Annotated in this window: 13 protein-coding genes, 1 tRNA gene and 1 rRNA gene; 8 read left to right on the forward strand and 7 right to left on the reverse strand. The window is 62.8% G+C overall.

The genetic code is table 11. The annotated features are described in order from the left end of the window. Together rrf and I5E68_RS18945 are read left to right on the forward strand one after the other, a co-directional pair. A 5S ribosomal RNA gene (rrf, locus tag I5E68_RS18940) occupies positions 1-87 on the forward strand; the annotation flags it as partial. A gap of 215 nt (positions 88-302) precedes the next feature. Then, positions 303-379, forward strand: a tRNA-Met gene (locus I5E68_RS18945). A 153-nt stretch (positions 380-532) separates the two neighbouring features. On the opposite strand, the gene I5E68_RS18950 is transcribed toward I5E68_RS18945, so the two are convergent. Next, the gene (locus I5E68_RS18950) at positions 533-1066 is read right to left on the reverse strand and encodes a hypothetical protein (protein WP_197167163.1); all 534 of its coding nucleotides are present in this window, start codon (positions 1064-1066) and stop codon (positions 533-535) included. A gap of 1646 nt (positions 1067-2712) precedes the next feature. On the opposite strand from I5E68_RS18950, the gene I5E68_RS18955 reads away from it, so the two are divergent. Further along, positions 2713-5334: an AMP-binding protein gene (locus I5E68_RS18955; protein WP_197167164.1), complete on the forward strand. Its 2622-nt coding sequence runs from the start codon at positions 2713-2715 to the stop codon at positions 5332-5334. A gap of 362 nt (positions 5335-5696) precedes the next feature. On the opposite strand, the gene I5E68_RS18960 is transcribed toward I5E68_RS18955, so the two are convergent. From I5E68_RS18960 to I5E68_RS18980, 5 genes are all read right to left on the reverse strand, one after another. Beyond that, a complete protein-coding gene (locus tag I5E68_RS18960; protein ID WP_197167165.1) occupies positions 5697-6470 on the reverse strand; it encodes a CpsD/CapB family tyrosine-protein kinase in 774 nt (257 codons plus the stop codon). Between the two features lies 1 nt (position 6471). Then, positions 6472-7806 carry a GumC family protein gene (locus I5E68_RS18965; protein ID WP_197167166.1) on the reverse strand — a complete coding sequence of 445 codons (1335 nt, stop codon included), beginning with the start codon at positions 7804-7806 and terminating at the stop codon, positions 6472-6474. Positions 7807-7836: 30 nt separating this feature from the next. After that, positions 7837-8712, reverse strand: a complete 876-nt coding sequence (locus tag I5E68_RS18970) for an SLBB domain-containing protein (RefSeq protein WP_197167167.1) — start codon at positions 8710-8712, stop codon at positions 7837-7839. Between the two features lie 19 nt (positions 8713-8731). Beyond that, positions 8732-9967 (reverse strand): hypothetical protein, encoded by a 1236-nt coding sequence (locus I5E68_RS18975; RefSeq protein WP_197167169.1) that lies wholly within the window; start codon positions 9965-9967, stop codon positions 8732-8734. A 303-nt stretch (positions 9968-10270) separates the two neighbouring features. Beyond that, positions 10271-11503, reverse strand: a complete 1233-nt coding sequence (locus tag I5E68_RS18980; RefSeq protein WP_197167171.1) for a polysaccharide pyruvyl transferase family protein — start codon at positions 11501-11503, stop codon at positions 10271-10273. A 423-nt stretch (positions 11504-11926) separates the two neighbouring features. Between I5E68_RS18980 and welK the strand changes: the two genes are divergently transcribed. Both welK and I5E68_RS18990 read left to right on the forward strand, forming a co-directional pair. Next, positions 11927-12934 carry a beta-1,4-glucuronosyltransferase WelK gene (gene welK / locus I5E68_RS18985; protein WP_197167173.1) on the forward strand — a complete coding sequence of 336 codons (1008 nt, stop codon included), beginning with the start codon at positions 11927-11929 and terminating at the stop codon, positions 12932-12934. Between the two features lie 758 nt (positions 12935-13692). Further along, positions 13693-15741 carry a right-handed parallel beta-helix repeat-containing protein gene (locus tag I5E68_RS18990; RefSeq protein WP_197167175.1) on the forward strand — a complete coding sequence of 683 codons (2049 nt, stop codon included), beginning with the start codon at positions 13693-13695 and terminating at the stop codon, positions 15739-15741. Positions 15742-15780: 39 nt separating this feature from the next. On the opposite strand, the gene I5E68_RS18995 is transcribed toward I5E68_RS18990, so the two are convergent. Beyond that, positions 15781-16263 (reverse strand): acyltransferase, encoded by a 483-nt coding sequence (locus I5E68_RS18995; protein WP_197167177.1) that lies wholly within the window; start codon positions 16261-16263, stop codon positions 15781-15783. Between the two features lie 251 nt (positions 16264-16514). Between I5E68_RS18995 and I5E68_RS19000 the strand changes: the two genes are divergently transcribed. The 3 genes from I5E68_RS19000 (at position 16515) to I5E68_RS19010 (ending at position 19173) form a co-directional block, all read left to right on the forward strand. Then, on the forward strand, positions 16515-16772 hold the full coding sequence (locus I5E68_RS19000; protein WP_197167179.1) for an acyl carrier protein: 258 nt from the start codon (positions 16515-16517) through the stop codon (positions 16770-16772). After that, positions 16769-17971 carry a beta-ketoacyl-[acyl-carrier-protein] synthase family protein gene (locus tag I5E68_RS19005; protein WP_197167181.1) on the forward strand — a complete coding sequence of 401 codons (1203 nt, stop codon included), beginning with the start codon at positions 16769-16771 and terminating at the stop codon, positions 17969-17971. Before I5E68_RS19000 ends, I5E68_RS19005 begins: the two co-directional genes overlap by 4 nt. 83 nt (positions 17972-18054) lie before the next feature. After that, the gene (locus I5E68_RS19010) at positions 18055-19173 is read left to right on the forward strand and encodes a glycosyltransferase family 4 protein (protein ID WP_197167184.1); all 1119 of its coding nucleotides are present in this window, start codon (positions 18055-18057) and stop codon (positions 19171-19173) included. Positions 19174-19239: the final 66 nt, after the last annotated feature.

A 19239-nucleotide genomic window follows, 5' to 3' on the forward strand; every position in this document is an offset into this window, starting at 1 on the left:
CCGATCCCATCTCGAACTCGGCCGTGAAACCTGACAGCGCCAATGGTACTTACGCTCAAGCGTCGGAAGAGTAGGACGTCGCCAGGCATTGAAGCCGGCGTGATCAAAAAACCCATCACAATGACAACATACGAGGGCCAAGGGATCTATCCCCATGGCCCTCTTCGTGTCTCTCAAAAGAACACGAACGATATCGCCAAACGAAGCCAAAGGCTTCGCAACGCCAAACGGCCGCCCGAGCTTATGCGAGGATAGCCAAGGGCCCGAACAGGACCGCCGGCGCTTGAGGCAATACAATTTGACGCGGGGTGGAGCAGCCCGGTAGCTCGTCAGGCTCATAACCTGAAGGTCGTAGGTTCAAATCCTACCCCCGCAACCAATCTTTCCAAACACTTACGACGCAGGCGCCAAGGGCGCCTTTTTTTGTGTCCGCACCAGGGACGCAACAATTGCCCTAATTCCCATGGCGCGACTGCGGACTATGGTTGCTGCTGGAGCGCCTGCCATTTTGGTGCCCGCAGGCTCGGACGCCTTAGCCCAGCGTCAAGTCACCGTTGGGTGCAAAGCCGACCGTGATCCCCGCAGCGCGCAGGTCATTCAACGTAACCTGAGCCGCGGCCCCGGCCGAGCCTTGCAGATGCGCGTAAAGGGCGGGTTCCATCTGCGGTTGCAGAGCCTGGAGGATAGCGGAGAGGCGTACACTGAACTCGCCGTGGACGACATCCGGCTGCTCGAGGCTGGCGCCCGCGATGAGCAAGGTTATCGCACCCGCCTGTACGCCGTTGACGCGTAGTGGGAGATCGATCTCGATCCCCTGTGCTGTCTGTCGATAGACACCGGCATGGCGCGCGGTTGCGCGGATGGCCAAGTCATCCGTCAATGCCGTTTGCGGTGCGGAGGCGATTGCCGTTTCGCTCGAGGGTGCGATAGCAGACGCTGCCTGTGTTGCAATTGGTACCGTTGCGGCTTTGAGGCTGGGTGCATTCACCGATGTCGCGACCTCGGAAAGCAACGTCTCGCTCGCAACGGGATCATGGTCCGCTGGTGTCGAGGCTTGGCGGGCCATGCTCTCGCGCAGGACCTGAGGGTCGACCCGGGTCAGGGCAGGAATTCGGCGCCCGATTGCCGGTTCGTCCGATGCCTGTGTTGCACCAACGCCAACCCGGGCAAGCCTCGTAGACCCTGCAGCCGAGCGACCGGTCGCAGCTACCTGCGTTGAGCCGGGTTTGCGCGCTGCCGATGCGGTAGAAACCACATCATCCAGGTCGTGCGAGGGCCGGCCGAGGATCCATGCCATCGCCTCGGGACTGACGCTCGATCCAAGATCCCGGCGTGGCGGGTTGCGCAATGCAGCGGCAATCGATTCTATCGAGGGACCGTCTCCCTCGGACGCGAAAGCATCGCCTTCCTGTAGGCCTTCGGGGGCCCGGGTTATGCCGTCACCGGTAGCGGCGGTAAGGCTCTTCGCTTCTGCAGATTCGCGGGCGGTTGTGGCCTTCGCAGCCACTGTTGCCTGGCCCATCGACTTCGGGACAGTCGCTGGCGCCGGGCTGGCAGACGGTTCTGCAAGAGTGCGGCCTGACGATGGCCCTGGCTCAGGACCCCCGGGCGCCTTCGCAACCGCCTTTGCCTGCTTAGGGGCAGGATCGGGGCCTGGTGCTTTTGAGCTGGCCGCCGCAGCGCCGCGTTCCGGCTTCGCGAGGACAGCTGGTGCGGCGGGGGACGCGATCGGTGCCACCGGGCTGACCATCGCGAAACGTGGAGTGGGTAGCGCCGTAGAGGTCTTTGGCGCGGGCGCGGGCTTGTTCTCAGACACGACCGGCGCTGGCGTCGATAAAGCGGACGCACGCTCCGCTTCGGTCTGGGGAGGATCATCGACGGTGGACTTGTCCGCCGCGGAAAGCTCAGGCTGAATGGTCGGGGGAGCGAAGGACAGCGATGCGTATGCATCGGGCTCTACGGGGGGCGTGCCGGTCTCTGCCAAGGCCGCCGAGGTCTTCGCAGACTCTGGAACCGGGCTTTCGGTTGGCTCGCGATGAGCGGCGGAAGCGCCGCCAGAAGCCGTCTCGCTGTTGTTGCGCTGTCCCGAGACCGCCGCGGGCGCTTCTGCGGGGTCAAGCGAGGGACTGCAGGCCCAGGTCAAACCAGTGGCGAAGACGACTGACACGGCCACGACTGCAGGGGGCATGCGCTTGCCCTGTCTACCGGCCATCGTGCCCTTGATGACAAATTGCATCTGAGTGGTCCCAAGTCTTCGCATCGGGCCGCAGCGTGCTCCGATGTGTCGCTCAGTTAACCATCCTTTCGCACAAAACTCCAGTCTTTCACGCGTGGCCATGGCGCCAAACGCAGGATCTGTTCAGCAAACTGTTTTTCTTTCAGCGCCTTGCTCCCGGCATATGGCTACCTGAGATCTTCCCAGCCTCACAAGCGCGCGCCCGGACCGCAGATGCGCTGCTCGCACCACCGAATCCACCGTGTCCTGCAAGTAGAAGAAGTGCCTGTTCCCAGCGTTGAAATGCCGGTGAACTGACAAAACCATGTGGGGCAAAATGTCCCATGGAACATGCCTCTTACCGCAGCATTACTTGGCTGCGTCAAACCCGGCTTGCCCTTTAGTTTCCTCCATTCTCGTGTAGGTTTATCGCGCAGCCCAAGTCCAGTCTCGTCCGTGCGAACCCAAGTCCGCGTGGGCCAACAGGTGGAAGCCATATGCAGCCGTTCTGGGATACCGAAGGCCGTGCGCCACAATCGCCGGCTTTCATCCTTGAGGATTCCGTCGTCACTTATGCCGCCTTGACCGAAAAGATCGGGCAGTGGTGCGAGCGTCTTGCGGCGATCGCACAGGGGCGGCGGCCGCTGGTTGCGCTCGAGATCGAGCTCGATGCCGATTCGATTGCCGCCTATCTTGCCTGCCTCAAGTCAGGTTTTCCGGTGCTAGTCGCCGAGACCGGTACGTTCGAGCCCGATGCGCGCCTGACCACGATCTGGACACCCGACATCATCGTGCGCGGGCGGGGGGACGGCGTGAAGGCCGTGCTGCAATTCGATGGCGAAGCAACCCCACCTTCGCGCGGCGAGATGCATGCCGACTTGCGTTTGCTGCTTTCGACCTCGGGAAGCACGGGTGATCCCAAGCTGGTGCGTCTGTCCGGAGAGAATATCGTCTCCAATGCGGATTCGATTGCCGAGTATCTGGGCATCACAGCCAGCGATCGGGCGATGAGCACCCTGCCCCTGTTCTATTCCTATGGGCTCTCGGTGCTGCATTCTTACCTGCAGGTCGGAGCGGCGATGGTGCTGACCGAACGTTCGGTCCTCGATCCCGGGTTCTGGGATCTGTTCGGCAAGACTGGCGCAACCAGCATGGCCCTCGTCCCGCACCAGTTCGACCTGCTCGAACGCACCGGGTTCAAGGACATGGACCTGCCGAGCTTGCGCTACGTGACGCAGGCGGGCGGCAAACTAGCACCCACCAGTGTGCGACGGTTTGCCGAGATGGCCCGGTCCGGGGGATGGCAGCTGGTCATCATGTATGGCCAGACGGAGGCCTCGCCGCGGATTTCCTATGTGCCACCCGAAAGCCTCGACGAAGCGCACGACACGATCGGACGCGCAGTTCCGGGCGGACGGATGTGGCTGCGCGACGAGCACGGCACAGTAATCGAAGGCCACGGCGTTGCCGGAGAACTGGTTTATGCCGGCCCCAACGTGATGATGGGCTACGGTGTCGAACCGGGCGATCTCGCGCGCGGGCCCGAGCACACCGAACTGAGTACCGGCGACATAGCCGAGCGCACGCAGGACGGGTTCTACCGCATCGTCGGCCGCCTCAAGCGCTTCGTCAAACTCTACGGCATGCGGGTCAGCCTCGACCAGATCGAGACGCTGCTCTCCGACGAAGGCGTCGAGGGATATGCCTGCGCGGTCGACGATCATCTCGTCGTGCTGCACGTGTCCGGGCAGGATGCGTTCATCCGGCGCACGATTGCCGACGAATACGAGCTGCCTGAAAGCGCGGTGCGCAGCCACGCTATCGCCGAAGTGCCGCTGATGCCCTCGGGCAAGACCGACCGCAAGGTCCTGCAGCAATGGGCAGCAGAAGCCATGGCCGCCGACGAGGAGACCGAAAGCGGCTCGATCGGCGAGGTCATTGCCCGTGTCACGCGCAGCGCCGAAATCCAGCCCGGAGATACCTTCGCCTCGCTCGGCGGGGATTCGCTGGGCTATCTTCATGTCGAGATGGCGCTCGAAGAGCGGCTCGGCCACGTACCGCAGGACTGGGAGAACCAGCCCATCGCCACGCTCGAGCAGATGACGCCCAAGTCGCGCAGCCGTTTCGTGCGCCCGGTCGGTGTCGATGTTCTGCTGCGTGTCGCGGCGATCTCGATGGTGGTGGCGGTCCATTCGGGCCTTCATGCCTTTTTCGGCGGCCCGTGGATGCTGCTCGTGCTGATGGGCTATCTCATGGCGCGCTTCCAGCTGAACCTGCTGGGGCAGGGGCGCATCGGTACTTTCGTGGTCAAGATGCTCTACCCGATCGTGCCGATCTACTTCGGCATGATCGTGCTGGTGAACATCGCCATGGCCGACGTCCCGCTGGCCTATTTCGGCCTATGGGCGAACTACTTCAGGGCCGAAGGGCGCAACCCCGCAGAACTCTACTGGTACGTCAGTGCCTATGTGCAGATCATCGCGCTGATCGGCGTGGCATTCGCCTTCCCGGCGCTTCGCACCTGGGCCATGGCCAACAAATGGGGCATAGCTGCTATCGTCATGGTGGTGACGCTGGCAATTCAGGCCGGCCTGGTCCTCTCGCCGCTGCACAGCCCCGAAGGCCTGATTCTATGGCCCGCTCCCCATCCGGATTCGCACGGGCTCATGGCCTGTATCCCGGTGTTCTGCTTTGGCTGGATGCTGCGCGTCACCACCACGCGAGCGCAAGTCCGGGCCAACCTCGTTCTCGGCCTGGTGACGCTGCTCGTCTTTGCGCAGTTCAGGATGTCGATCCTGGCGACGGTCTACCTTGGTGCGACATTCGTGCTGCTGGCCTGGAATCCGACCGTTCAGTTGCCGAACATCGTCGCGACAACCTTCCAGAAGGCGGCGACGGTGACCTTGTTCGTGTACCTGTTCCACGTCCTCGTGATCTATGTGCTGAGCAAGGTGTTCGACGATCCCTTGCCGCTCGCGGTCGCGGCGATCCCGCTGTCCTTCGTCCTGGCCTACGTTATCAAGGCCGTGTTCGATTACTTCGACAACATTGCAGCGGCCCTGCTGCTGCGTGGCAACCGATCCGCGCGTCCTACGACCGGGGCGCTGGAGAGCGTCTGAGCGCTCTTCTTGCTGCGCCGCGGACGGGGGGGAGCATGTCGCCCGTTCGCGCCGTGCCAGTGCGCGCGCAGGCGTTCGTCGATCGCTGCTAGAGATCGGTCGGCGCTCGCCCGTGTTTCCCGAAGTGCGAGGCGCGCCTGAGGTTCGCTCGCGCGTGCGCTAAAACCCCGCATGTTCCGACTGGGCCGCGCCTTCCGGGCTCCGGCGGCACCTCAGTGTCCTCGCGACACGTCTCTCTATGCCAGTGTAGCTTCGCGGCGAGCAGAAGGCTGCAGACGCAAGGCCAGGCCCCAAACAAAATGCGGGCCGGCGCTCTGGCGCCGACCCGCATCGGGAATTCTGGTTGTCTGCGGCAGGGCCGCTCAGAACTCGTTGAGCACGGTCCCGATGACGTTGACCTTGTCCGACTTCATCTCCTCGATCAGCGTCTTCACGTCCGATACGTAGGTCTTGTCCTTGCGCGCGACGACCACGCAATGGCGCACGATCGAGGCGATGCGGCGCGCATCGGCGTTGTTGTTGCTCGCCGGGGTGTCGATGATCGTTACCTCGAAATCGCGCATGCACAGGTCGACGAGCGACTTGAAGGCAGGGGCCGCGAGCTTCTCGTGTGCCTGGGTCTGCTCTTCGCCGGCATAGATGATCGAGAGCGAGGGAATTGCGTCCTCGAGGATCACGTCGCCGAAAGTCACCGAGCTGTCGGTCAGGCACGACTTGAGCGACGGCACCTCGCGCGAGGGCACGATCATGTTGTGCACGTCAGGCTGGCGCAGGTTGGCGTCGATCAGCAGTGTGCGGATGCCGGCCTTGGCCAGCGAGACCGCAAGGTTCACTGAAAGGAACGTCGAGCCCCCTTCGGCGCTTGGCGAGCAGATCGCGAGACCGCGACGCCCGGCGCGGATGTGATGGGCCAGCAGGTGCGTGCGCAGCGCGGCAATGGCCTCGGCCTCGGGCGAGTTGGGCTCGGAGAGGACCACGACACGCGGCGAGAACTGAACCGTGATCGGTTCGTCTGCTTGGGTGGTTTCGACTTCGGGAAAAGTGTCGAACTCTTCCGCGCCGGTTGCAGCGTCGGAGGCGACATCGGTGGAATTGTCGTCCATGACTACTCCTGCATCGTTGTTGTAGCCGTTCATGTCAGGCGGCCTTTCTGCCAAGGCGGGCAAACCACGAATTCGCGGCGACTGCATCTTCGGGGCGCTCCGAGACGATCCGGCCGATCACGGGGACCTCGGCGACGCTCAGGTCGTCGACCCCGCGCACGCGGCGCTTGAGCAGCTCGAGCGCGATCGCGATGACGAAGCCGATCGCGAGACCGGCAGCGACGGCACCCACCAGGATCAGCAGGACCTTGGGCGAGGCGGGGCTGTCGGGAGCGACAGCGTTGCCGAGCAGGGTCACGCCATTATCGCGCGAGGCGGCCTCGAGGGCCAGCTCGCTCGAGCGGGCCATGGTCTTGTTGAACTGGTCGCGCAGCACGTCGATGCGTGCCTGCATCTTGCGCAGCTGATCGACATCGCCTCGCTGGGCGAGCACCTTTTCCTGCTGGTTCGCAACCTGGCTGGTCAGCGAAGGACCGGTCGCCGAAGCGGCGCGCGCGGCGGCAAGGGCTGCGGTTCGCTCCTGGGCGGCGGCGCTGGCGAGGGCCTGACGCTGCTGCTTGAGCGCGATCATCTGCGGGTGGTTCGGGCCAAGCGTCTGCGACATCGAGGCGATCTGGGCATCGACCTGCGCGAGCTGCGAGCTCGACGCCGTCGGGCCGATCGCGGCCGCGCCGCCCGGAATCTGCATCGGCACCTGGCTCGACAGGGCACGCAGACGTTCGGACTGGGCGTCGGTGTAGTCGTTCTGGAGAATGACGCCGGTCTTCTTCTCGAAAGCGGTCTTCTCTTCTTCGGCGGCGGTCAGCTCCTTGCCGACCTCTTCCGCCTGCTGGCGGAACCAGGCCGAATTGCGCGTCGCGCCGTCCTGGCGGAAGGCAATGCTCTGCTCGACATAGGCCGAGCGGAGCAGATCGGCGATCTTGCGCGCTTCGTCAGGCGTGCGCGCAGCGTAGATGATCTCGAGGATGTTGCTGCTCGAGAGTGCCTTGGCGGTGGTGTTCTCGATGATCTGGTCCGCAAGCCAGCGGCGCAGGTCGACCGATCCCTCGGCACCGCTTGCCTTGTAGGCGGCAATCTTCTGCGGGTTCTCGGTCCAGCCCAGCTTGTCGACGACCTCGCCCGCGACGCGGTAGTCGGTGATCAGCTCCGACTGGGTCGCGATGTAGGCGCGCGCCGCGAAGGAGTTGGACATCACCTGCTGGGTAACCGGATCGGGCTTGGCCAGATCGAGCAGGAGGCGCGACTTGGCCTCGTACTTCTCCGGGAGAATCAGGATCGCAAGCCCCGCGAGAACGAGGCAGGCGACCAGCGAGATCGCGAAAACCGCCCGGCGGACCCAGAGGATGCGAAACAGCTGTAAAAGGCTCATAATTGGGTCTCCCCGGGAAGCATCGTTTGATTAGAAGAAGCGTTCGCCGACTTCGATGACGTCACCGATCTCGATCGGGGCGTCGAGATCGTACTTCTTCATCTCCTCCCCGTCACGGATGACCTTAACCTTCTTCTTCGAACCGAGCTGCGTCAGGCCGCCGGCAACCGCGAGCGCCTTGCGCAGCGTCATCCCATCCTCGACCGGATAGGTGCCGGGACGGCCGACCTGACCGAGCACGTAGAAAGCCTGTGCGGTGGGCACATAGAGCTTGTCGCCCGCCTTGATCACCGGATCGTCCTCGGGGCCGCCCGCGGCAATGCTCGAGACGTCGAGCGTGAGTTCGGTCCCGTCCTCGCGGCGCAGCTTGATGATCTTGACGCTGGCATCCTTCACGCCGCCGACGCGGGCGAGGATGTCGGAGACGCGGTATTCGCGCTCGATCGCGACCGGGCCGGGGCGGTTAACCTCGCCGAGCACCGTGATGTAGCGGCTGGTGTACGAGATCACCGCGACGTTCACCGCCGGGGTTGCGTAGAAGCCGCCCGACTTGAGCTTGTCGCTGATCAGGTTGCGCAGCTGCAGCACGGTCTTGCCGCCCGCCTGCACGGTACCGATCAGCGGCAGCAGGATAGTGCCGTCGGACTGGATCTGGACGCGCATCGGACCTTCCGCTCCGCCGACGATCGAGATCTCGATGATGTCGCCGGTGCCCAGCAGGTAGGTTTCGATTGCGGGCGAAGCGATCGGGGCCTGGGCGGCGGCGCCCGCGGCCGGAGCCGGAGCCGGAGCCGGAGCTGGCGTGGTCGTCTGCGGCAACTGTGCTTGCGCCTGGGCCAGGCCCGAGGCGAGGCTGGCCACACCGAGGGCGACGGTCGCGATGATCTTGGTGGGTTTGACGTTCATCGTGTTGTCCTCTGCGTGTTCAAATCTGCATCTGGATGGTCAGGCCGGCGCTGAAGGCATCGTACTCGTAATAATCGAGGTTTGCCGCGCGGTTCTCGTAGATCGCGTCTAGCGAGACCCTGAACGGGCCGATCGGCTGGATGTTATAGGACGCGGTGATCGTGTTCATGCGATCGTGGGTCAGGTTCAGGTCGAGCGGCGGCACGCTGTAGTTGTAGTCGCGCGTGGCGTGCGAGCCGATCAGAGACAGGTTCATGCGGCTGTTCAGCATCAGCGTTGCCTCGAGCGAGTACTCGTTACGCTCGGTATAGTCGACGCGGTAGTTAAGCGAAGGGGTCGTCTCCTGCGCGGCGGAGGCCTTGAAGCTGAGCCTCTCGCTGGCGCGCAGTGTCAGCTTCGCCTGCCAGGTCAGGCCGCTGAAGCCCGAGGTATCGACACCGTCATAGTCGCCGAGGCGATCGAGGTCGGTATAGGCCAGCATGACGAAGGCCCCGAGGCGAGCACCGATGTCGCGCGCGAACTGGCCACCGAACGAACGGATGCGCAGTTCCGGCGAACCGAAGTAGTTGACCTGGTCGCGCTCGGTGAAGTCCACGTCGCGCTGGACCGCGAAAAGGCGGATCTCGCCGATCGAGGGCTGGGTGTACATCAGGCCGCCACCGTAGGTGAAGCTGTCCGAGTTCGAGCCCTTGCGCTGGTCGACGCTGTTTCGCGAGGTCTCGTACTGCGCCACGGCGTAAGGCTGGAAGCCGACGTAGCCGCCGCAGGCCAGCATGCCACCGACGCTGAACGTGGTCTCGGTGTTGGAAACCAGTCCACCGGCACCGGGAGCCGCGTTGATGCTCGACAGGTCGCTCTGCTGGCGGCGGTAGGAGGTGGTGGTATCGATGCCGCAAGGGCCGACCATTTGGCCTGCGCCCAGAGTTCCATTGATGCGCTCGCGGTCGAAACGCTCGTTGCGTGCGTTGATGTCGTAGCCGAGCGATCCGTTGAGCGACACGTAGCCGGTGCCGAGCGGGCGGTAGATGTCGGCGTCGATCGATGGGGTGATCCGCAGGTCCTGGCGTTCGAGGCCCCGCTGGTCGGCCAGTTCCTGCGAACCGCCCGCGGCGTTGCCGTCGTAGAACGTGCGCACCGAGGCCACGATGTCCGCATGCTGCTCCTGCGCAGCACGCGGCGCCGATTGCGCCAGGGCCGTGCCGGCCGCAAAGGGACAGCCGAGCAGAATCAAACCGGCCAGCCTCGTCTTATTCATTGAACCCCCAACCCTCGCAAAACCTGAAAGATGCGCCACGTCAGTAACGTGCCTTGTATTTACCGAAGCGCAACATGCCCCAGAACCTGTGAATATTCTCGCCCAAACTTCAACGATTCGAGCACTTTTTCCCGCGTCCGGCGTTCATTTTTGGCACAGCCGGGGCCGCAATTCGCCAATCGCGATGTCCGGCTGTGCGAGCAATCCTGGCACGAGACAGGCAAGCGAGAAGGGCAAGGCATGCACGCTCATGCGCGTATCGCCTGCCCTTTCGACCGCTCGGCCCCGGTCCGGGTTGCCGTGTCATGCCGCCATGGCGATACCGCGTTTGGCCAGTGCCTGCGTGAACAGGTCGGCGAGCGCGTCGCGATAGACGTCGAGCAAGGCGTCGACCTTCTTCATCCCGACCGCGATGTCACGCGCCAACTCGTCGCGCTTGTCCAGTTCCGAAAGCACCTGCGCTACTGCTCCGTCAACGCTCATGTCCGTCATGGCGAGGATGTGATCATATTCGAGCAGGCCGAACAGGCCGCTGAACTTGCGGCTATAAGCGACAGGTACCACCGGAGTTCCCGAGGAAAACGCACCGATGCAGGCATGCATGCGCCCGGCCACCAGGAAGTCTAGGCTCGAGATGTAGCTCTTGGCCTGCGAGGGGCCGTCGAAGGCCGGGACCCGGATTGCCGAGGGGAATTCCTTGACCAGTCGGTCGGCGAGGTGGTTGTCGTCGTCCTTGGGGTCGGTTTTGCTGGTCGCATGGGGGACAAGGTGGACTTCGACGTCGTCGCGCGCGCAAAGCCGAGCGAGCAGCTCGCGCGTGAACTTCGCGTAGTCGTAGCTCATGCCGAAGCGGTTCGCGCCGGTTTCGGCCTGGTGGAACAGCAGGCCCGACGCATTGACGCCGACGCGGATCTTCTCGCCGCCGCGCTGGGCCGAGCGATCCTCGAAGGGCAGCATGAAGGCGACATCGACAGACATCTCATTGCGCGCGCGGGGCGCGAGCGCGCGCGAGACCGCGAGTGATTGCTCGTCACGCGAGAGAACGATGTCACTGCTGCGCAGCGCGATCGCGCCAAGCTGCTTGTAGCCGCTTTTGGTGAAGGGACCGATGGTCTGCGGAGAAAGTGCGAGCGGCACCTTGCGTGCAGCAGCCATCATCTTGGTGAGCCACATGAACCCGAACCGCTTGGCGCCGTAGATCTCGGCGAAGCTGTCGCCAGCCCCGATGTCCAGCACGCAATCGAGCTGGCCGACCGTCTTCCAGTAGCCACCCGGGGTAAGCAGGACTTTCGAATTGATGGTGAAGACCTCGACCTCGCCCTTGAGCAGCTCGGGAGCGTCACCATCGCGCATGCTCATCACCACGAATTGCGGCGTGAGGCCCATGCGCTGCGCGACCTGACGCACGATCGCTATGTTTCCAAGCGTCAGCGCACCGACGCCGAGGTTGCCGGAGCTGACAGAATGCCAGAGCAAACCGATGCGGATGGTCTTGTCCGGGGTCATCGGTTCCGGACGTTTTTCCAGGTTGCTCACCTTCGGGAATCTCCTGAAATCTTTGGCTTGGTCTTGCAGACCAAAAACATGCTGCATTTGCAACATCGCAATCGCAGCGTTTGCGCAAGGCAATCATCGCGGTCAACTATGTCACAGGCTCAATTCGGCACAATCAGATCATAAATTTTTTTTCATGAGTATTGAGGAACCGTGGTAATGCTGCACTTGTTGGAATTGAGCAGGGCCTGTCCTGCGCAGCCCTAACGTTCCGAGCGGAGCTAAGGTTGCCCATGGTGCGCCGCACAATTTGCACGGTTCGTCATCGCGCAAAGGCATTTGACGATCTTTGGCCTTAGAGGGTGGAACCAAGGATGTTCGGTCCGGTTAACCTGTTCTCAGTCCAGAGCATCTAGGGAAGGCGCGATCTTTCCTAGTCATGAGAGAATCGAGGTCAGTTGAGCGATGCGGATTGCGTTGGTAGCATCAGGTGGTGGGCATGTCCGGCAATTGCTCGATCTAGAGCCCTTGTGGACCGGTACCGACTATTTCTTCATCACTGAAGATACCGCGCTCACGCGTGACATCGCCACGCGGCACCGCTCGTTCTTCGTGCCCCACGTCGCGCTTGGACAGGCGCGCCTCGGCAAGCCGTTCTCGATGCTCAAGGCCGCCGTGCAGAGTGTGTGGCAGTCGTGGAAAATCATGTGGCGCGAGCGTCCGGATGCCGTGATTACGACCGGTGCGGGCTCGTCCTACTTCCCGGTCATCTTCGGGCGGTTGCTCGGGGCCAAGATCATCCTGATCGATTCCTTTGCGCGCTTCAGTGGTCCTTCGGCCTTCGCGCGGATCGCGGGTCCGCTCGCGCATATCCGTGTCGCCCAGTCGGACGAGGCCGGGCGCAACTGGCCAGGTGCCCAGGTCTTCGATCCCTTCCGCCGGCTCGAGACGCCGCGTCCCAACAAGGAGCCGCTGGTCTTCGCCACGGTCGGGGCGACGTTGCCCTTCGATCGCCTGGTGAAGCTGGTCGATCGCGCCAAGCGCAAGGGGCTGCTGCCCGAAAACGTGCTGATGCAGACCGGCCAGCCGCTCGACTTCCCGGTCGATCCCGAAATCGATCTGCGTGAGACTCTGCCTTTCAACGAGGTGAAGGCAGTTCTGGCGCGCGCGGACATTGTCGTGTGCCATGGCGGTACCGGCTCGATCATCACTGCGCTGCAGCAAGGTTGCCGGGTCATCGCGGTGCCGCGCAGCTATACGCGCGGCGAGCATTACGACAATCACCAGTGGGAAATCGCGCAGGCCTTCGCCGACCGCGGCTTGCTCACGATGGTTGGCGATGACGATGACATCGAGGGTGCGATCGCCAAGGCGCGTGCCACCGAGCCGGTCTGCGCGACACTCGAGCCCGAGGAACTTATCGCCGAACTGCGCTCGCTCATGGTCACTTGGGACGGTCGCGAGGCGGCCTGATCCCGAAAGGTCCCGAATCGCCCCGGACCGCGTTTGCCGTGTCCGGGCTGACAGAGCCGGTAATGGCGTGCGAGACGGGCCGTTCACGACGAGACTCCGATTTTTCCGAGAGGTGCTGTTGCCTGTCCGGATGATGGCAGGCTCGTTGAGCGAGGGCTTCGCAAGGAGGGTCCGACAGCGCTTCACTCTGCCGGTGGCAAGGTTGCCAGTTAGTCTGGCGGCAGGTCTATAGGAGCGCTGCCGCTTCGCCAGCCTGCAATCATCACTTTCCGAAATCGCCAGGGAGCTGTCGGAAGTTTTGGTCTGAAGGGCTCGCGCCGCTCGACCAGAAGATTCTGGCGAAGAAGACGTTCCCGCAAGCCGTTCCGATGGTCGTCGAGGCCGTTTGAAGGCGCTTTCCCGGCGAATCGACTGCCGTTTTGTTGCCATTCCAGCGGGCGATTCGATCAGGCGCGCGTTAGGGATTCGATAAAACTTTTCGCACCCGCGGAACCAATCTCTTGGGTGGCACGTTTCATCGCATGATAGGATAGCGCGGACATCGTACCCTACGCGGGTTAACGATCAGGGCTAACCGAGTGAAACTGCGTCGAAAAACGACGCTACAGGCCCCTGCTGACCGGCAGAAGGGCCCGATCCTGCGGAAAGTATGAATCTGCGAGTAACCATTACTCGCAAGTTCGCCGCAACCCCGATTCCCATACCTCTTTGGCCATGGAGAGCAGCGGCGCTCCCAAGCAACGAACAAAGAGGGTCCGATGACCGTTTACTCAGTTAGCTCCGTTGCGGAGCTGGATGCTGCGCTGCAAAAAGCAGCTTCAGGCGATACTATCGAACTCGCCTCGGGTGACTATAGCAAACTGGTCATCAACAACAAGGATTTTGGCGACGGCATCACCATTACTTCGGCTGATGCTTCGAACCCGGCGACAATCGATGCATTCAAGATCTCCGGAAGCAACGGAATCACAATCAGCAACATCGATTTCACCCCAGCGGCGGGCTCGGGCTTCAGCCTGCTGACCTACCAGTCGTCGGACATCCATTTCGACAACATCACCGTCACCGGACCGGACGGCAGCGCAGGCTACGACATCCAGCCTTTCATCATTCGTCAGAGTTCTGACGTCACGGTGAGCAACTCCGAGTTCACGCACCTCAAGCATGGTATCACCCTGCTTAATAATACCGGGGTGACGATCGAGAACAATTACTTCCATGACCTGCGCGTTGACGGGGTTCGTGGCGGTGGTCAGGAAGATCTGGTTGTTTCCAACAACTATTTCACCGATTTCAAGCCGCAGGATGGTGACCATCCCGATGGTATACAGCTTTGGACCAATACCCAGGTCGGCGCCTCGAGCAACGTCACGATCACCGACAACGTCGTCTATGCGCCCGAAGGCCAGGCAACACAGGGCATCTTCCTTCGTGATGAGAACGGAAACATGCCCTACTCCGACGTGACCATCACTGGCAATGTTGTGATTGGTGGGTTGGGTAACGGCATTGCGGTCAGCCACGTCGATGGTGGCTCGATCACCGGCAATACCGTGCTGGCCTACAATGGCGCCAAGTCGTGGGTCCGCGTCCAGAAGAGCACCGATTTCGACGTCAGCGACAACTCGGCAATGCGCTTCCTCGAAGCCGACAATGCTGCTTCGGTCAGCTTCAGCAACAACACCGAGCTGGATCCGATCTACGACGGCGGCACCGAGATCATCGGTTCGATGTCCGAATACCTCGACTCGATCCTGCCTTCGCAGGTCGATCGCGGTGACGTGACGATCAATGGCTTTATCGCACCCGAAGCGGACCTCATCGTCGACGATCTCGACAGCCTCGATGACGCCACCACGATCAGCCGTCCGGGCGGCATCGTCGAACTGATCCCCGATCTCGTCGCGGAACTGGTCGACCCGGTCACCGTGACCGGTACCAGCGGTCGTGATCGCCTCACTGCCAGCGAAGATAGCGACAGCATCGTCGAGGGTGGCGCGGGCAACGATATCCTCACCGGCGGCGGCGCTTTCAACAGCCACTTGGTCGGCGGCACCGGCGATGACACCTATTATGTCAACGGCACGGGCGTCTCGGTCATCGAAGAGGCCGATGGCGGCAAGGACACGGTCTATACCTCGGTCGACTACATGCTCGACGACAACATCGAGGTCCTGCGTCTCGCCGAGGCAGGGCTTACCGTCGGCGGCAACGATCAGGACAATCGCATCATCGGTTCGGATGGCGCCGACACGATCTATGGTCTGGGCGGCGACGACGTCATCCAGGGCCAGGACGGCGATGACATCATCTACGGCGGTGACGGCAACGACACCCTGCGCGGCGATGGTGGCGACGACATCCTCTACGGAGAAGCAGGCGACGACATCATCTACGGCGGTGCGGGCAACGACACGATCTACGGCGGTGCAGGCGACGACCGCATCGAGGGTGGTTCGGGTGTCGACACGCTGTGGGGCGGCGAGGGTCGCGACATGTTCATCTTCCGCGACGGCGATCTCGACGGCACCTCGAAGAGCCTGATGGAAACCATCGGCGACTTCGACCAGTCGGCGAACGAGAAGATCAGCCTTTCGCTGATGGACGCCAACACGACGACCGCCGCCGATGACAAGTTCGCCTTCCTGGGCACAGGCAACTTCACCGGCAAGGCAGGTGAACTGCGCTACGAGGTGTCGAACGGCAACGCGATCGTGACCGGCGATCTCGATGGCGACGGAAATGCCGACTTCTATCTGAAGCTGCTCGGCGTCACGCACCTCGACCAGGGCGACTTCTACCTCTGATAGCCGGCGCCCCGGTTTATCGAACCAGCCCTGGTCGCGTCAGTTGTTCGCGGCCAGGGCTTTTTCGTGCGCCGCACGGTCGGCCTTGGACATGCCCGCGCTCAGGAAGCGTCCATAGGGGCCGACTTCGATGTCCGAGCGAATGACGGTTGCAGGATTGCCGGCGACGATCGAGCGCGGCGGGACATCGCGGGTCACCACCGCGCCTGCGGCAACGATCGATTCCTCGCCGACGGTGACGCCGGGCATGATCAGGCTGCGCGCACCGATGAAGCAGTATCTCCCGATCCGTGTCTCGCTCTCTTTGCCGCGTGTCATGTCATGGCACAGGATCGTCGCGCCGAAGGCGACGTAGGTGTGCCGGTCGATATGCACGCCTTGCGGATAAGTCTTGTCGAGCTTGGCCGAGAACGAGATCCGCGCGGTCGGATCGATATTCATGCCCCACACGCGGTTGTTGAACGCGATGCGCATGCGCATCGCACGGTGCAGCATTCCACGAACCATGTTGAGGCTCGGCATTCCAAATCCTTTCGCGCTTGCAGCAGGCTGCGAACTGGGTTCACCGACCAGAGCAGGCCAGACCGTTTTACATTTACCGGCTGGCGTTACGTGTCAATCGTCAGGCACAACTGTTTTCTAATGGAACAAGTTCCTTCACAATGCGCTCAGCAGCGGCGGATCAGTCGTTCACGGCTAGACGCAAGCAATTTAATCGCTAGAACTTTTTCGCAGCGCACAATGATGGTCGAAAGACCAGGAAGGTGGGGGCAATGTCGACATTCGAACGCGTGCGGGAGGTCGTTGCCAAGCAACTTGGCCGTGATCCGTCGGAATTCACCGAGGATACCAATCTCGTCGAGGCTGGCTATGAATCGCTCGATGTCATCGAGACCGTTTTTGCGGTCGAGGAAGAATTCGACATCGACATCGACTTCAACGCCAACGAAAGCGCGGCGCAGGAACTCGTGACCGTGGGCGACATCGTCGCGGCGGTAGACAAGGAATTGGCGAAAAAGGCCGTTCAATGAAACGCGTGGCGATTACCGGTCTTGGCGCAGTTTCGCCGGCCGGTCTCGATGTGGCAGGCACCTGGGACGCGGTCGTCGCAGGCAGGAGCGCGATCCGCCCGGTGCAGATCGACCATGACGAGCGCATGTCCTGCCCGATCGCGGCGCAGGTTCTCGATTTTACTCCCGAAGATCACTTCGCCGCCAAGCAACTCGTTGCGCTCGATCGCAATTCGCAGTTTGCGGTGGTCGCCGCACGCGAGGCCCTGGCGCACAGCGGGCTCGATCCGCAATCGCCACAGGTGCGCGGTGCTGCAGCAATCGTGGGCGTTGGAGCCGGTGGCTTCCTCACGCTCGATGCCGCGTTCCACAAGCTTTACGCCGAAGGCGGCAAACGGGTTCACCCGTTTACCGTGCCACGGCAGATGTGCAGTGCCGCGCCGAGCCAGGTCTCGATGCAACTCGGGCTCCAGGGTATCGCCTATGGCGTCACCAGCGCCTGCGCCTCGGGCACGCATGCCGTGGGCCAGGCCTTCCATCTGGTGCGCTCGGGCATTTCGACGGTCGCATTCGCTGGCGGGACCGAGGCCTGCATTACGCAGGGCGCAATCATGGCCTGGGAAGCGCTGCGTGTGCTTTCGAGCGACACCTGCCGCCCGTTCTCGAAGAACCGCTCCGGGCTGGTCCTCGGCGAAGGCTCGGCCATGCTGGTGCTGGAAGACTGGGATCACGCGGTGGCCCGTGGCGCCACGATCCATGCAGAGGTGCTTGGCTTCGGCGCCAATTCGGATGCCGGAGACCTCACCTCGCCCGACGAGGAAAACATTGCACTGGCAATGACTTTGGCTATTCGGGACGCCAATCTCACGCCCGACAAGATCGGGTATGTCAATGCACATGGAACCGGGACGGCCATGAACGACGCAGTGGAAAGCGCGGCCATTCGCGCTGTTTTCGAGGGGGCGCCGCCGCCGGTGTCGTCGACCAAGGGTGTGCTGGGGCACAGCCTCGGAGCGACCGGTGCGATGGAAGCATTGCTCAGCGCGCTGGCGCTGCGCGAGCAGGTCATCCCGCCCAGTGCCAATTGCGACCAGCCCGACGCGGACCTGGGCATCGACATGGTGGCCGAAGGCGCACGCGCGGCGCCGTTCGATGCAGCAATGTCCAATTCCTTCGCGTTCGGCGGCCTCAACGCCGTCCTTGTCCTCGGCCGCGCCTGAGCGACCGTGACACGCACTTTTTCTGGAAGCCGCGACGATGAGGGGCCGGGCACCATGACCGACTGCGGCGGGGACAAGGCCTGATGCGTGTCGCATACGTCTCGGTCGCGACCCCGCTCCTGCGCCGATCGTGGAGCGGTATTCCCTGGTATTCGCTCAAGGCGATCGAGAGGCGTTTTTCCGATGTTCACGTAGTCGACACGCCGCTTCTTGACCGCATGGTCGAAAAGCTGGCGGCGGTCGAGCACGTGAGCGTCGCGATCCGCCGCAATCCGCTGGTCTCGCGGCTTTATCGCAACAGCATCAATGCCGCGCTCGAGGAAATCCAGCCCGATGTCGTGGTCGGTGTCGCAGCTGCCCACAAGCTGGCCTTCGTCGATCCCAAGTGGCCGATCGTCTACGCCTCGGATGCGCTGTTCGGGACGGTCGTGAACTATTACACCAAGTACCGGATCTACAACCGCCGCACGAAGGCGCGGGGCGAAGAGGTCCAGCGCAGCCTGCTGAGCCACACCGACCGGATACTGCTCGCCTCGGAATGGGCGCAGCAGGATGCGATGCGCCGTTATGGCCTGAGCGAGGAAGTCGTGGGCGTCGCCCCGATGGGCGCAAACATCGATGCGGTCCCCGAATTCACGCCGGCCCCGCAAGACGGGCCGCTGCGGCTGATCTTCGTGGGCTATGCTTGGGAACGTAAGGGCGGGCCGCTGGTGCTCGACATCCTGCGCGAGCTTGACCGGCGCACTGGCGGCAATGTCGAACTTCACATCATCGGCTCGCGGCCCAAGGCGGCGCTTGGCCTGCACAATGTCGTCGTGCATGGCATGATCGACAAGAACGACCCGGTTTCCTACCAGCGCTTCGTCGACCTGTACCAGCAGGCTCACTTCCTGATGATGCCCAGCCGACAGGAAGCCTACGGGATCGTCTATTGCGAATCGGCGGCCTTCGGCAGGCCGGCGGTCGCCACGGTGACCGGCGGGGTTCCCACCATCGTCAAGGACGGCGAGACAGGGATGACGCTGGCGCTCGATGCAACGCCGGCAGACTATGCAACCCGCATTCTCGAGACCTGGTCCGATCGGACAGGATACGACGCGATGTGCCGCGCTGCCCGTCAGGACTTTGAAGAGCGGCTCAACTGGGATTGCTGGAGCGCCCGTATTGCCGAAGCGATAGACGCGCTGCTTGCAACGCGTTAACCCAGAATCGGTAGAAACCTTGTTCAATGGCATTCCCGGCTGGGAAAGCCGCCGTCGCACGGTGGG

Source organism: Novosphingobium aureum (assembly GCF_015865035.1).
Lineage (GTDB): Bacteria > Pseudomonadota > Alphaproteobacteria > Sphingomonadales > Sphingomonadaceae > Novosphingobium > Novosphingobium aureum.

Coding starts and splice junctions, on each gene's coding strand:
- I5E68_RS18950 (WP_197167163.1), bottom strand. CDS start 1,066: ATGGCCCGCCAAGCCTCGACACCAGCGGACCATGATCCCGTTGCGAGC.
- I5E68_RS18955 (WP_197167164.1), top strand. CDS start 2,713: ATGCAGCCGTTCTGGGATACCGAAGGCCGTGCGCCACAATCGCCGGCT.
- I5E68_RS18960 (WP_197167165.1), bottom strand. CDS start 6,470: ATGAACGGCTACAACAACGATGCAGGAGTAGTCATGGACGACAATTCC.
- I5E68_RS18965 (WP_197167166.1), bottom strand. CDS start 7,806: ATGAGCCTTTTACAGCTGTTTCGCATCCTCTGGGTCCGCCGGGCGGTT.
- I5E68_RS18970 (WP_197167167.1), bottom strand. CDS start 8,712: ATGAACGTCAAACCCACCAAGATCATCGCGACCGTCGCCCTCGGTGTG.
- I5E68_RS18975 (WP_197167169.1), bottom strand. CDS start 9,967: ATGAATAAGACGAGGCTGGCCGGTTTGATTCTGCTCGGCTGTCCCTTT.
- welK (WP_197167173.1), top strand. CDS start 11,927: ATGCGGATTGCGTTGGTAGCATCAGGTGGTGGGCATGTCCGGCAATTG.
- I5E68_RS18990 (WP_197167175.1), top strand. CDS start 13,693: ATGACCGTTTACTCAGTTAGCTCCGTTGCGGAGCTGGATGCTGCGCTG.
- I5E68_RS18995 (WP_197167177.1), bottom strand. CDS start 16,263: ATGCCGAGCCTCAACATGGTTCGTGGAATGCTGCACCGTGCGATGCGC.
- I5E68_RS19000 (WP_197167179.1), top strand. CDS start 16,515: ATGTCGACATTCGAACGCGTGCGGGAGGTCGTTGCCAAGCAACTTGGC.
- I5E68_RS19005 (WP_197167181.1), top strand. CDS start 16,769: ATGAAACGCGTGGCGATTACCGGTCTTGGCGCAGTTTCGCCGGCCGGT.
- I5E68_RS19010 (WP_197167184.1), top strand. CDS start 18,055: ATGCGTGTCGCATACGTCTCGGTCGCGACCCCGCTCCTGCGCCGATCG.